This window comes from Campylobacter concisus, from assembly GCF_015229955.1.
Taxonomy (GTDB): domain Bacteria; phylum Campylobacterota; class Campylobacteria; order Campylobacterales; family Campylobacteraceae; genus Campylobacter_A; species Campylobacter_A concisus_AT.
The window spans coordinates 76665-90366 of record NZ_JAAKYZ010000001.1; the positions used below are offsets into that span (position 1 = coordinate 76665).

Consider the following 13702-nt stretch of genomic DNA (forward strand, 5'->3'; position numbering starts at 1 on the left):
TCCATCCAAGTTTTTTAAATCGGTTGCGATATTTTTCTAGATTTAAATATGTTGATTATACCTAAAACATCTAACTTGATAATGTATCGTTGCATGCTTTAGAATAAATTTAGGCACTCAAATTTTAGTAAAAAATTAAACCTAAAAAATTTAAGCTTATTTCTTATACAACCTATCTCAAACTAAAAAATAGAATTTTAGAGAAAATTCATCGTGCGTTATCAGGAGGTAAATTTAATTTTCTGCCGCCAGCAATCGATATGCTACTTATCTGTGTTAGTGCTATCTGCTTTTTGTCCTTCTTATTAGACTTTGTGCTGGCCATAGCTAACTTTATAATTAATAGCACCCCGTCTCTTAAAATTCATCTTAAATTTGCTAAAATCATTAAAATTTAAAGGAGCACAAATGTCAAATATCTTAATCATAGGCGCGGGCGGCGTGAGCCAAGTCGCGACCGTAAAATGCGCGATGAACGCGGACGTTTTTAGCAAGATCACCCTTGCAAGCCGCACCAAAAGCAAGTGCGACGCGATCGCTAAATTTATCAAAGACCGCTTGGGCGTCGCTATCGATACCGCCCAGATCGACGCGGACGATACCGACGCCGTGGTCGCGCTCATCAAAAAAACGGGCGCCGAGCTACTGCTAAACGTCGCGCTGCCGTATCAAGACCTAACTCTCATGGACGCGTGCTCTCGCGCCGGCATCCCATACATCGACACAGCAAACTACGAGCACCCCGACACCGCAAAATTTGAGTACAAGCTGCAGTGGGCGAAGGACGGCGAGTTTAAAGCCGCAAACACGATGGCGCTGCTGGGAAGCGGCTTTGATCCTGGCGTGACGAACGTATTTTGCGCCTACGCGCAGCAAAATCTCTTTGACGAGATCCACGAGATCGACATCCTAGACTGCAACGCGGGCGATCACGGATATCCGTTCGCGACGAATTTCAATCCCGAAATCAACCTACGCGAAGTGAGCGCAAAAGGCCGCTACTGGGAGCGCGGCGAGTGGAAAGAGACCGAGCCGATGGAGATAATGTTTAAATGGGACTACCCCAAAGTTGGCGTCAAGGACAGCTACCTGCTCTATCACGAGGAGCTAGAAAGCTTAGTAAAAAACATCAAGGGACTAAAGCGAATCCGCTTTTTCATGACCTTTGGACAAAGCTACCTCACGCATATGAAATGCCTAGAAAACGTCGGCATGCTGCGCATAGACGAGGTCGAGCATAACGGCGTAAAGATCGTGCCGATACAGTTTCTAAAAACCTTGCTACCTGATCCCGCAAGCCTCGGCCCTCGCACGAAGGGCAAAACCAACATCGGCTGCGTGATACGCGGGCTCAAGGATGGCAAAGAGCGTCAAGTCTATATCTATAACGTCTGCGACCACGAGGCTTGCTACGCCGAGACGGGCGCGCAGGCGGTGAGCTACACGACGGGCGTACCTGCGATGATCGGCTCGATGATGGTTGCAAAGGGCATCTGGAGCGGAAAAGGCGTCTTTAATATGGAAAATTTCGACGCCAAGCCTTTCATGGACGAGCTAAACAGGCAGGGCTTGCCGTGGGAGATAATCGAAATGAAACCCGGAGAAAGGTATGAGGTAGAGTGATAAATAAAATCTACTATGAATCATACGTTATAAGAGACGAGAGTATCAAAAGTATTCTCGTCGCAAAAAAAGATACCTCTCGCACTAAAGATGATTTTTATCGTAATTTCCAAAAACTTTTTTACAATCATTTTGAGCTTGAGCAACCTAAAAAAGAAATATTTTATAAAGATAAATTTTGGGCTTTTAAAATAAAAAAATATACTGTTACGACATTGGACTCTATGAAAAATCATAAAGATAGCTTTTTTAATAAAGTATCAAGTTTTTATAATAGAGGAATACCGTGCAAAAATGACGAGGAAGCTAAAGAAATAATACGTAAGACCAAATGTTGCAGAAATGAAAAAGAACTAGCGGATTGTATAAGTAAATTAAAAAACTATATTTCACAGAATCAGGATTTAAATACAAAAATAAAAAGAAACGTAGAGTTATTTGAACGGTTACCATCTACTATTTATTTTATATTCTTAGAAGATTTTAATATCTTGTTCGGGGTTCGCATAATAGCCGAAGAAAATATTGACTTATACTATAAGAATTTGTTTGTATTTTTGACAGAAAACGATAGTGATACAGTAAGTAAAGCAAACATAAGAACATATTCTGAAAAATGTGGTATTAAGAATATTAATGAACAAAACATTTTTACATCTGACTCTAATAAACTAATGATTTATTTTAATAAGAGTACAGTATTATACTACACTTCATATCCAAAAAGAAAGCATATTTTATCGACAAATGTTTTAAAAGTATTAATTTTGCAGTTATTAATTATATCAAACGATGAAATGAAATTAGAATTTGTAAAAGCACTAAGGCAGTCGCCTCAAAGGTATATATTTTTTAGGAACTTTAGATATTATCGCGATATTTTGACAATGAGAGATAAGATTGTTAATTTGCGATTAGACTTATTTGGTAATTATGGTATAAATTCAAGGGAAACGCTTACAATTTATGAAAAAATAAGGCACCTATACAAGCAAGATGACGAATTAGAAGAAATTTTAACACATGCAAAAGAAAAATTTGAAATTCTTAGCGTAAAGACAGCTAGATGGTGGCAAATAGTAGCCGCAATAATCACAGTTCTTACATTAATAAGCGTACTAGATAACGGCTTTAATTTAATAGATAGATTCAATAAATATACTTTGACTATAAACAAAAAATAATTTTTGATTTTATTTACACATAACCTCAAATTTCTGCTTTAAAATTTTAAAAATCTCGTGCTTTGGGAGTTCGTATTTGTCGTATATCACGGCGTTATCATCGTCGCTAGGCTGCATGAGGCCATATGCTAGCCTGCCTTTTTTTAAATTTTATGTTTGAAACACTAATTTTGCGCTTGGCGTCTATCTCGGGGATGCCGATTTCATCGATATCTTTAAAATAAAATTTCTCATTCTTGCCGCCTTTTTGTATGAAAAATCCGTCATCTTCGATTTTTCGGTATCACAAAATAAGAAACTAGGATAAAGAGGTAACTTCGGCGCAAGCTAATTTACTGGCGCCGAATTTGAAAGTTATTTTATCACCGCTTCAAAGCCAACATCTACATCTGGATAGCTCTTTCCGCCGTGAAATGGTTTGGCGGCAGCGGCAAATTTATCAAAGCTTTCATTTAGCTTCAAATCATTTACAAGATCAACTGAAAATTTTGCTACTAGCTTGCCATTTTGCACTTCATATTTTGTTTTAAAAGTTTTTGAATTGCCATTTATGCTAAGCTCAACATCCATTTCTCCAGCCTTATCGTCGCCATTTACTGCTACGATCTTGCCATCTACTGCCTTGCCATCGAAAATAATGCCAATCCTTTTATCGCGGTCAGGTAGCTTTGTGTCGATATCTTTTGGCTCTAGCTTAAATTCAAAGCTCTTTAAAAAATCAGCAAAATTTGCATTTTCTTGACTTTTAAAATTTATTGTTTTAAAAGTACCTGGTACGGCTGTTTTATTTGCTAGCTTATAGCCAGTAAATGTTACCTTTGGTTCACCTTCTACGCTAAATGCAAGAGCTGAAACTGCAAAAAATGAAGCTGCTAAAGCAACATAAGTAAGTTTGTTCATAAAGAATCCTTTTTATAATATTGATAATAAATATCGTAAATTATATATCCACTTACTTCAAAAAAGACTTAAAAACTCTTTTTAATTAATGAATAAATTTTTAATGACTTCTTACTCTGGGTCATCGCTAAAATCGTTATCCCTAAAGATCGCATAAAAATTTATGAGCCAAAAAACAAAAGCGATTGCTATGAGTGTTGCTGGTAAATGAATGTAAAAGCCACTCCAAAAATAAGCCAAAATTCCTCTACTAACACCAGCTAAAAGAACTAAAATAAAAGCAACCTTACTAAGGCGTAAAAACTCAAGTTCTTGTCCGCTGTGACGAAGTCCTGCGACATTAAATATAAGCATCACGCTAAAAATTACCGCATTTATTGCTATTAGGTGCATAAAATTTGTTTCAAGATGGAGCCCAAAAATACCGCTAAAGCCGATTCCTAAAAATCCAACCGCTAAAAATAGCTGCATAAAATAGTATAAAAGCACAAAGCTATGTTTAAAAAGCTCTTTATAGTGCCACTCTTTAAGCTTTGCAAGTACCGCACTTCCACAAGCTATCGCAGCATAATAGACACCCATGCTTGCTTCAAAAAATATATTTAAAAGTAAAAAGGCACAAACGCAGCAGATAGCGATATTTTTATAGATAAAATTTGGCACAAAAACAGCTTCATCCATACCTTTTTCTCTTTTTAGCGCTTCTTTTCCAAGCACGACACTAACGCGGTATGAGATGAGTAAGATAGCTATTGCGTGGATAAAAACTTGTAAATTTAGAAATTTTTCATTGCCGCTTACTAGATAATAAATTTCAAAGCCTAAAATACCAAACAAAAAGCCAAGCACGCCAAATTGATCATCATTTTTATCTCGCCAGATCATATAAACACAAAGCAAAACCAAGTAAAGCCAAAAAAGAGTGATAAAGCAGTGTGCTAAAAATAGGCTAAAAAATGTCAAGATAAAGCTTATAAAAAAGAGTGAAAATAATATATAGGCGTGTATTTTTAAAGATGCTTGAAAATTTGTCCAATCAGTTAGTCCAGTTAGCAAAAATCCAGCATAAGCAAGCGCTAAAAAGAGTTGCAAAAATATAAATTTATGCAAACTCACAAAATCAGTTGGAGTAAAAAACACACTAGCACCAAGCACCGCACAGGCGGCACTCATTAAGAAAAATATCCTCATAGGATGAGTAAAAAAATTATTAATCATAATAAATTTGCCCTTTGAAATTTTCATCTATCATCTTGCTAATAAAAGTAAAATCACGCTCTTTGAAATCTTTGTCTATTTCAAGTTCTCTTTGTATAACTGCGCCTTTACTTGATAGGAAATAAATTCTATTTGACATCTTTACAGCTTCCATTCTATCGTGTGTGACGAGAACTACGCTCATACCTTCGCTCACTCTTTGGCCAATAATCTCAATTAAAATTTCTTTCATATCATAGTCAAGCCCAGAAAAAGGCTCATCCATCAAAAGCAGATCAGGTTTTGTCACGACCGCCCTTACAAAAGCGACTCTTTGCCTCATACCGCCACTTAGCTCACTTGGATATTTTAAAGTATCCTTTTGACTTAGTCCAACCTTTTTAAAAAGCTCTAAAACAGCGTTAATGTCTGGTTTATTCATAACCAAAAGTACATTTTCAAGAGCATTTTTCCATGTAAGCAGGCGATTTTCTTGAAAAAAATATGTAGTCTTTTTAAAGCTATTAAAAATTTTTCCTTTTCTAGGCTCATTTAGTCCGCTAATAAGCCGAAGTATCGTTGTCTTGCCACATCCAGATGGCCCAAAAAGCGTCACTACCTCGCCACCTTTTACATTTAGGCTAAAATTCCTTACGACCTTATCTCTTAAAATTTCATACTCTACATTTTTAAGCTCAAGCATCATCTTCTCCAAGGCATCAAAGCTATTTTTAATGGCTCGATGATGAGGTATTCAAAAAGCATGATAAGAGTGATGCTTAAAAGAACATATGCCATTACCTCGGTTGTTTCAAGCATTGCCCTTGCATTTGCTATCTTTGCTCCCATGCCGTTATTTGCACCTAGTAGCTCAGCCATTATGACTATCTTTACGCCCATTGCGACAGCTACGCTAATAGAGCTTATTATGTAGCTCGTAAGATGCGGGATGTAAAGGTGTCTTATTTTTTTTAAAATTCCTAGATTATAAGCGTCAAACATCTCTTTTAGCTCCTCATCTACGCTACTCATAGCAACTGCCGAGCTTGCAAAAGTAAGCGGTAAAACGGTTATAAAGATAGTAAAAACGGTGCTAAAATTTCCAAATCCAAACCAAAAAATAGCAAGCACTATCCAAATAATCGGCGGCATTGACAAAAGCAAGATGATAACAGGCTTTAAAAAGGCTGCAAAACTTTTAAAACTACCTGCTATTAGCCCTAAAAATATACCAAAAAATGTTGCCGAGCAAACTCCAATCAGTGATCTGCAAAGCGTTATGTTTATCTCGCTGTTTTTATAATCTTTTAAAATTTCACAGGCTTTTAAAAATACATCTTTTGGTGGTGGAAGTAGGAGTGGGGAGCTAAACTCGCTTCCCACTTGCCAAATGGCTAAGATCAAAAAAACTACGGCAAATCCGCTAAATCCGCCCCAAAAATAGTCAATTATTTTTAAAAAGCTTGAGCGATCTTTTTTAATGCCATCGATTAGTATCATAAAAATAGACCTTTATCTGGTATCTTGCCGCCTAGAAATTTTGGATTAAACTGATAAATTTCTTCAAAAAATGCCATGATCTCATTTTGTAGCTCATTTGCTTTTGTTACTGTTAGATTTGCCTTATCAAAAGCATTTGCAAGTGCTACTTCCGGAGCTGGCAAGTAGCTTGAGCCTATCTTTGCTGCACTTTGCTTGTTCTCAAGTATCCAAGAAAGTGCATTTTTAAGATCGCTATGAAGCGTGTCAAATAGACTTAAGCTTTTCTCGTAAAAGCCTCTTTCTACGATAATGCCAGCCATTGGGATTATTGGTTTTGTGCCAAAGCTCTCGCCCCAAATTTTTGGAAAATCAACTGAATAATGCACGCTAACGCCTGCTTTTTTACCACGCAAAATAGTCGCTTCGCCAAGAGGTTGTGGAACTATTAAAATGTCAAAATCTTTTTGTAAAAATAAAAGTAGGGCTTCAGGAGGCGTTGCTGTATAGGTGATGTCTATTTTGCTAACGTCTATGCCTCGCTTCTTGCAAAGCGCTCTTAAAACAAGATCAGGCATGTCACCTCTAAATGGCATGATAAGCTTTTTGCCTACAAAATCCTCTAAATTTTTGATCTTTTCATCCTTAACCATAGCGTTCATAACGCCAAGTGTCAGTAAATTTAACATCGCAAAATCAAGCCCTTGATTTCTTAAATTTGCAGCGACATTTGATGGCGACATCGTGACCTTGATATCCCCACTAGCCACGCCTGCACGAAGCTGATCTGGTGTTTTCCAGATATTTAGGCTTACATCATAATTTTTATTTAACTCGCCTTGCAGCGCAGCAACCGCCATGATAACGCTTGGGATCGCTGGTGCACCCCACATAGTAAAGCTCTCTTTTGCAAATAAATTTGGTGCAAATGCGCTAACGCCTAAAGCTGTGCTAAGTCCTAAAAATTTTCTTCTATTTAACATCTTTTTCTCCTTTAAAAACTGCTGTGGAAACTAATGAAAAATGTCCTGCCAGGGGCATGAACGACTACTGGATCAAGTGCTGCCACGTGATCACCGCTGATAAATTCTGCATAATCTTTGTCAAATAAATTTGCTACGCCAAATCTTATGCCAACTTTATTTTTAAACTCTACGCCGCCATAAAGATCAAGCAAACCAAATCCTTTTGCAGCCTCTTTTTTTGTCGATACCTAGGCCATTTTGCTTGCTAAAATCGCCTCTAGTTTGCTTTGAAACTAGCCTTAGTGCGGTGCCAAGATTATAGCTGCCAAAGCTTGCATAGTCTTTGTAGTCAAATGCAAAATTTGCCTCAAAAGGCCTTATTTGATAAAGTGGTCTGCCATCGGTTTTGTTTTGTCCGTAGTTGTAGTAAAGTGAGCTTTTTAACCCAAAGTGCCTTGCAAAGCTATATTCTGTATTGAAATTTACACTATAAAGCGTTGCATCAACGTTTCTTGAGATGACGGCATTTTTATTTATTAGTGGCATCGCAGCCTTTGAGTGGCGTCTATCAAAAATGATCAAATTTTTAACGCTATCAGCGATGAAATGTCCGCTAAAGCTAAAGGCATCTTTGTTTTGTAGAGAGTTTAGGTATTCTTTGTAAAACTCACTGCCAAATTTAAAGCCAAGAACTGCTCTATTGTGCCTTTCTGGCTCTAAATTCGGATTTGCTATCCAGCCTTTATCGTCTGGACCATAAAGTGCATTGAAACGCTCCATATTGCTTGGCAAGCGAGATAAGCTCTCAAGTTTTGCAAAGTAGCTATCCTTGTCATTTGGTGTAAATTTATATTTTAAACTTGCACTAAAAGCGTCTTTTTTGATTTTATCGCTTACGTCTTCACCATAAATTTGACGAACTAATTTACGAGTGGTATTAGGTGCGATCGGATTTGGCACAAAAAATTTAGTGTCGATACCATTTAATTTACTTCTTTGCTCTTCATATTTTAAGGCAAGAGAAGCTTCATTTGCTTCATTGAATTTATAAGCAAGTGTATCAAAGAGCATAAATTTATCATTTCTAACATCAGCAAATCTATATCCGTTAAAGACCCAGTTGTTGCCTTGCTTCATGTATCTTTTGCCGTCATGTTTATCCTTTTCAAAGCCAGCGCCTATTTGATTGTGAAAGCTTGCAAAGTCAGCATCATACTTTAAATTTGCCTCAAATATATTTCTCTTTAAATCCACTTTCACATTTGGAGTAGCATCTCTTAGATGAAAATTATCAGCTTTTCGCTCAACCTTTTTTAGGATAAAATCGAAATTTAGCGTATTTGAAAGATCTTCTTCGCCTAATCTAATATTTAGTTTGCCGACTTTTCTTGTCGTTTTAAAGGCATCCATCACGTGCTCTGGCTGCTTGTCTTTATCAATATTATCCCTTAAAAACGTAAGTCTAAGCTCGCTAAGATCATTTGGTACGAAGCCTAAGATAGCACTTTGGCCTTGCCTATTGTAGCCATAGTCCCATCTTTTGCCACTTCCATCTTTATAATTATTTGCTTTGGTGAAATTTGCATTTAAAATGGTGTAAAAATTTGCGCCACGATATTTAAAAAGCGATGAATTGTAAAAGCTTTTGCCATACATTCCAGCTGAGATATGAAACATATCAGCTGAGTTATCAAGTAAATTTGTAACAAATGGGTATTCGCCTCTTTGAGTGCGGTCAAATTGATTTTCGACAAAGGCACTTTGTGCAACGTTTGGCGTAATGACTGGTGGCGGAGCAAATTCTCTAATAGGCTTTATAATATCTAAATTTGCTTCATTTGCTAGAAGCAGTGATGAAAGAACTGCTAGGCTTAAAATGGGCCTCATGTAAACTCCTTTTAAAGATATAATTATGATTTCTTTTATCAGAATTGTAGTAGCAAAACCCTTTATAAAAGTTGATGTAAGTCATCCTTTAAATTTTTAATCCACATTTACGAGCTTATTGTAGATAAAATGCTTAATTTTATTTTTGCAAGAGTAGTTAAATGGTGTAAATTTAATGTGAAAAAATGTATAAAATTTTGATAATTGTTATATAAAAATTTTTAGATTATAGGTTGATTTAATTATGCTCTAAAATTATTAAGCCTATCTCTTAGCTCTTTTGAAATGGTAAATTTTGAGAGTTCATATTTATCAAAAATGATGATCAAATCATCACCTAGTGGTTGCACTAATCCAAAGCAAGCATCTCTATCAAGACGGTTTTTCTTAAATTTTACACTCAAAGTTTCAACTTTTTTCTTATCGCCAAAACTCTTAATGGCGATTTCGTCGATATCCTTAAAGTAAAATTTTATGCTTTTTGAGCCTTTAGTGATGATAAATCCATCATCTTCAATACGTAAAAAGTTGTTTTGAAAAATTTTTCTGATACAAAAGAACACTGAGAGAGCGCCAATGATGATGCCAAAGAGAGACGCTGTGCCAAGAGCTAGATAAAAGTAGCCAACGATGCTAAATATAAAAAGCCCAAGCCCAAAGGCTAGCGCCCAAAAAACATCTTTTTTACTCTCTTTTGTTATCATCATTTTTCCTTTTAAGCTAAAATTCCAGCACCATTTATCGCTTGGCTGCGCTCTTTTGCATAAATTCTCTCGCCATTTATCACGTCATATTTCCAGATCGGCGCATTTGCCTTAAAGTCCTCGACAAATTCGTTTATGAGCCTTAGCGCGACCTTTCTTTGAGGGCTCACAATGCCTGCTACATAAGAGCTCGTATGCACCGCCACATCGCCTTTTGAGTGAGCAAAGAGTACGTAGGCATTTTCTTTTTTGGCTCGCTCTTCCCAGGCATCTAGCCATTTTTTAAGTATTGGCTCATAGATATCAAAGCTAAGTGCCGAAATGCCGCCTTCCTCTCTTACGATTCCAACAAAAGTGATGAGTGCGCCGCAGTTTTTATACTTAAAGCGTTCATACCACTCGTTTGTGATGCTTTGAACATCCAAACTTCCATTATAAATTTGCATCTTAGCCCCCACAAACTGGTGGTAAGATAGAAATTTTATCACCTGATTTAAGAGCAAAATTTATATCGCTTACGATCTCGTCATTTACGGCAACCGCACAGATATTTAGCCATTTTTTAAGCTCTTCTTTCTGGCTTAAAGCCGCTTTTACTTCGCCTAAATTTTTTACTTCTACTTTTATATTTTCAAGCCCGATAGGCCCAAGAAATTCGATCTCTATCACGTTTTATCCTTTGAGATTTTTGCTGATTTTACTTAAAAATAAATTTAGATATACTTATTTAAAAATTTAAAAAGCGAGTAAAAATGAACGAAATTTTAAAGAGCATAAAAACCCCAGCCTACGTCTGTGAAGAGGTAAAAGTACGTAAAAATTTAGAGCTTTTAAGGTACGTAAAGGAGCAAAGCGGAGCTAAAATTTTGGTAGCACTTAAGGGCTTTGCATTTAGCGGCGTGATGGATATGGTTGGCTCTTATCTTGATGGTGCGACTTGCAGTGGGCTTCATGAGGCAAAATTTGCAAGCGAATACGTAAAAGGCGAGATCCATACGTATAGCCCAGCGTTTAAAGAGGAGGACTTTGATGAAATTTTAAAAATTTCAAAGCATATCACATTTAACTCTTTTGCTCAGTGGCAAAAATTTAAAGGCATTGCCCTGCAAAATGGCATCATCTGCGGCCTGCGCGTAAATCCAGAGGTCTCGCTAGCACCGACTGATAGCTACAACCCATGCGGTAAATTTAGTAGACTTGGCATTACAAGGGCAAACTTTAAGCCTGAGCTTCTTGATGGCATCACTGGGCTACATTTTCACGCACTTTGCGAGGAGAGTGCTAGCAGCTTACAGGTCGTGCTAGAGGCATTTGAGGAGAAATTTGGCGAGTTTATACCAAAAATGAAGTGGATAAATATGGGCGGCGGCCACCACATCACGAGGGCTGATTACGACGTGGAGCTGCTTATAAAGATAATTAGACGCTTTCGCGAAAAATACGGCGTGGAGGTCTATCTGGAGCCAGGCGAGGCTGTGGGCTGGCAAACTGGCTTTTTGATAAGCAGCGTGCTTGACATCGTGCACAACGAGAAAGATATCGCCATCCTTGACACCTCAGCTGAGGCGCACATGCCAGATACCGTGCTCATGCCTTACCGCCCAGCCGTTAGAGGCGAGAGTGAAAACGGCAAATTTGCTTATAGATTTGGCGGCAATACCTGCCTAGCTGGCGATATAGTGGGTCTTGAAGCGGGCGATGCGGAGTATAAATTTGATAGCGAGCTAAAAATCGGCGACCGCGTCATATTTGAAGATCAAATTCACTATACCATCGTCAAAAACACGACATTTAACGGCATTAAATTGCCTAATTTAGTGCTTTTAAAAGAAAATGGTGAGATAAAGATGATCCGTGAATTTGGATACGAAGAGTATAGACGCAGAAACTAATCACTAGTGTTTTGGTTAGCTTTTGATAGCTAAATACTAAAAGTTCATTTGTATGTTTGTATGTATATCTATAAAATTTTTATAGATTAATATCCATAAATTTTGGCAAATTTATCTATCTTTGAGCTTTCTTGCCAGTTGTATTCGGTCTCGTTTGCGATATTTTGGGCTAGCTCCTTGCCAAAATGATCACTGATAAATCCAAGCGCCATATCCATGCCAGCAGCCACGCCTGAAGCTGTATAAAATTTACCTGCCCTCACCCATCTGGCGCGCTCTTGCCACTTTACAGCTTCGCCGCAACTTTTTACCCACTCAAGCGATCTTTTATTTGAGGTAGCCTTTAGTCCGTCAAGCACTCCTGTGCGAGTGATGAGCGCTGAGCCAGTGCATACACTTAGGCAAAATTTAGATGCCAAAACGCACTCTTTAAGTCTTGAGATAAACTCACTATCATTTACAAGCGCTCTTGTGCCTTGACCTCCAGGGGGTAGCAAAACGCTCTCATTTGGCATCTTACTAAGCTTTTTGGTCTTTATAAAAAAGCCTTGTTTGCTTCTTTTCATCCCGCCATCAAACGAAACGTAGCTTATCCTCATTTCAGGCACCCTTGCTAAAAACTCCACTGGCCCCATAAGATCAAGCGTCTCGTACTCATCAAATATAAGGCAAAGAAGATGCATAGCGCAGTCCTTTTTAACTAAATTTTGGCTTTATTTTAGCTAAATTTTCAGATCAAAAAACTCTAAAAGTTAACAAAGCTTAAATATTTTTTATAAAATTTTTAGTAATCTTTTTTGCTAAGGTTTGCTTGTGATTAGCTCTGATATAATAGCGACCAAAATAGCGTAGCTATGCGATTTAACGTATTTAACCAATACTTAAATCGTTTAAGCTCAAACTCATAAAGGACTACAATGACGAGAATTCTTACTCTGCTTTTTACATTATTTGTAACAGCAATGGCAACTCAAGGACCAACTGGCGTCAATCAATATAATAGTGCCATTTGGGCGGCTGAAAGGATAGAAAATATCAAGCCATACGAACAAGGTTTGGGGCCGATATTTACTTTTATCCAAGGTAATGATTATTTTGCAATAGCAGCACTTTCTATCATTTTGGCTGTTATTGGAGCATTTGCATTACACTTTTTAATCATCGGACCAAAACATTTTAGCCATGATGGTAAAAAAGTATTTGCCTTTTCATTGATTATACGTATAGCTCATGGTTTGGCAGCGATCTCATGGATCATTTTAGTACCAACTGGTATCATCATTATGTGGGGCGCAGAGCTTGGCGGTGGAACATTTGTGCGTTTCTGTAGATACTTGCACGATACAGCAACTGTGATCTTTGCTATTTCTGTGCTTCCTATGTTATTTACCTGGACAAAGAGAATGCTTCCGGCAATTTATGATATCAGATGGATGATGATAGTTGGTGGCTATTTATCAAAGAAAAAGAGACCTGTTCCAGCTGGTAAATTTAATGCTGGTCAAAAAGCATGGTACTGGATCGCTATCCCTGGTGGTATCGTTATGATAATTACTGGCGCGATTATGTATTTTACGGACTTCAAAGAGCCAGCGGTTGCTTCTTGGTTTGGTCTTACACAAATTGATCTTTTAAGATACAGCGTAATTATCCATAACTGTCTTGGCATTGCATGTGCAGTATTTTTCTTAGTTCATATTTATATGGCAGCTATTGCTATTCATGGTGCTATTTGGTCGATGATTACTGGATATAAAGAGGAAGAAGAAGTTTATGTTCTTCATCACTACTGGTATCAAGAGCTCGTTAGAGAAAATAAAATTCCAGTATCTGATTATGAAAAGTCTTATACAAATTTAAAATAATTAACT

Annotated in this window: 15 protein-coding genes; 4 read left to right on the forward strand and 11 right to left on the reverse strand. The window is 37.3% G+C overall.

What is annotated here, in order from left to right; translation table 11 throughout:
- Positions 1-408: 408 nt before the first annotated feature.
- Both G6W45_RS00400 and G6W45_RS00405 read left to right on the forward strand, forming a co-directional pair.
- A complete protein-coding gene (locus tag G6W45_RS00400) occupies positions 409-1623 on the forward strand; it encodes a saccharopine dehydrogenase family protein (protein WP_194167153.1) in 1215 nt (404 codons plus the stop codon).
- Positions 1620-2807 (forward strand): hypothetical protein, encoded by a 1188-nt coding sequence (locus tag G6W45_RS00405; RefSeq protein ID WP_194167154.1) that lies wholly within the window; start codon positions 1620-1622, stop codon positions 2805-2807. Before G6W45_RS00400 ends, G6W45_RS00405 begins: the two co-directional genes overlap by 4 nt.
- 354 nt (positions 2808-3161) lie before the next feature.
- Here the strand turns inward: G6W45_RS00405 and G6W45_RS00410 are convergent, their stop codons facing one another.
- The 10 genes from G6W45_RS00410 to G6W45_RS00450 form a co-directional block, all read right to left on the reverse strand.
- Positions 3162-3707: a hypothetical protein gene (locus tag G6W45_RS00410; RefSeq protein ID WP_194167155.1), complete on the reverse strand. Its 546-nt coding sequence runs from the start codon at positions 3705-3707 to the stop codon at positions 3162-3164.
- A 111-nt stretch (positions 3708-3818) separates the two neighbouring features.
- Positions 3819-4925, reverse strand: coding sequence for an NnrS family protein (locus G6W45_RS00415; RefSeq protein WP_194167156.1), 1107 nt, complete (start codon positions 4923-4925; stop codon positions 3819-3821).
- Complete coding sequence (locus tag G6W45_RS00420) at positions 4918-5607, reverse strand: ABC transporter ATP-binding protein (RefSeq protein ID WP_194167157.1); 690 nt, start codon at positions 5605-5607, stop codon at positions 4918-4920. The genes G6W45_RS00415 and G6W45_RS00420 overlap by 8 nt, the downstream gene beginning before the upstream one ends.
- Positions 5607-6404, reverse strand: a complete 798-nt coding sequence (locus G6W45_RS00425) for an ABC transporter permease (protein ID WP_194167158.1) — start codon at positions 6402-6404, stop codon at positions 5607-5609. Before G6W45_RS00425 ends, G6W45_RS00420 begins: the two co-directional genes overlap by 1 nt.
- Positions 6401-7366 (reverse strand): ABC transporter substrate-binding protein, encoded by a 966-nt coding sequence (locus G6W45_RS00430; RefSeq protein WP_194167159.1) that lies wholly within the window; start codon positions 7364-7366, stop codon positions 6401-6403. Before G6W45_RS00430 ends, G6W45_RS00425 begins: the two co-directional genes overlap by 4 nt.
- 11 nt (positions 7367-7377) lie before the next feature.
- A complete protein-coding gene (locus G6W45_RS09695) occupies positions 7378-7560 on the reverse strand; it encodes a TonB-dependent receptor (protein WP_234402266.1) in 183 nt (60 codons plus the stop codon).
- Positions 7553-9235, reverse strand: coding sequence for a TonB-dependent receptor (locus G6W45_RS00435; RefSeq protein ID WP_242039013.1), 1683 nt, complete (start codon positions 9233-9235; stop codon positions 7553-7555). The genes G6W45_RS09695 and G6W45_RS00435 overlap by 8 nt, the downstream gene beginning before the upstream one ends.
- A 242-nt stretch (positions 9236-9477) precedes the next feature.
- Positions 9478-9939, reverse strand: a complete 462-nt coding sequence (locus G6W45_RS00440; RefSeq protein ID WP_194167160.1) for a molybdate transport repressor — start codon at positions 9937-9939, stop codon at positions 9478-9480.
- An 11-nt stretch (positions 9940-9950) separates the two neighbouring features.
- Positions 9951-10385: a molybdopterin synthase catalytic subunit gene (locus G6W45_RS00445; protein WP_194167161.1), complete on the reverse strand. Its 435-nt coding sequence runs from the start codon at positions 10383-10385 to the stop codon at positions 9951-9953.
- Between the two features lies 1 nt (position 10386).
- Positions 10387-10608 carry a MoaD/ThiS family protein gene (locus G6W45_RS00450; protein ID WP_194167162.1) on the reverse strand — a complete coding sequence of 74 codons (222 nt, stop codon included), beginning with the start codon at positions 10606-10608 and terminating at the stop codon, positions 10387-10389.
- Positions 10609-10691: 83 nt separating this feature from the next.
- On the opposite strand from G6W45_RS00450, the gene nspC reads away from it, so the two are divergent.
- Positions 10692-11831 carry a carboxynorspermidine decarboxylase gene (gene nspC / locus G6W45_RS00455; protein ID WP_194167163.1) on the forward strand — a complete coding sequence of 380 codons (1140 nt, stop codon included), beginning with the start codon at positions 10692-10694 and terminating at the stop codon, positions 11829-11831.
- An 86-nt stretch (positions 11832-11917) separates the two neighbouring features.
- Here the strand turns inward: nspC and G6W45_RS00460 are convergent, their stop codons facing one another.
- Complete coding sequence (locus G6W45_RS00460) at positions 11918-12514, reverse strand: DJ-1/PfpI family protein (RefSeq protein WP_194167164.1); 597 nt, start codon at positions 12512-12514, stop codon at positions 11918-11920.
- Positions 12515-12748: 234 nt separating this feature from the next.
- Between G6W45_RS00460 and G6W45_RS00465 the strand changes: the two genes are divergently transcribed.
- Entirely contained in the window at positions 12749-13696 is a 948-nt protein-coding gene (locus tag G6W45_RS00465; protein ID WP_085657804.1) for a formate dehydrogenase subunit gamma, read from the forward strand.
- Positions 13697-13702 lie beyond the last annotated feature (6 nt).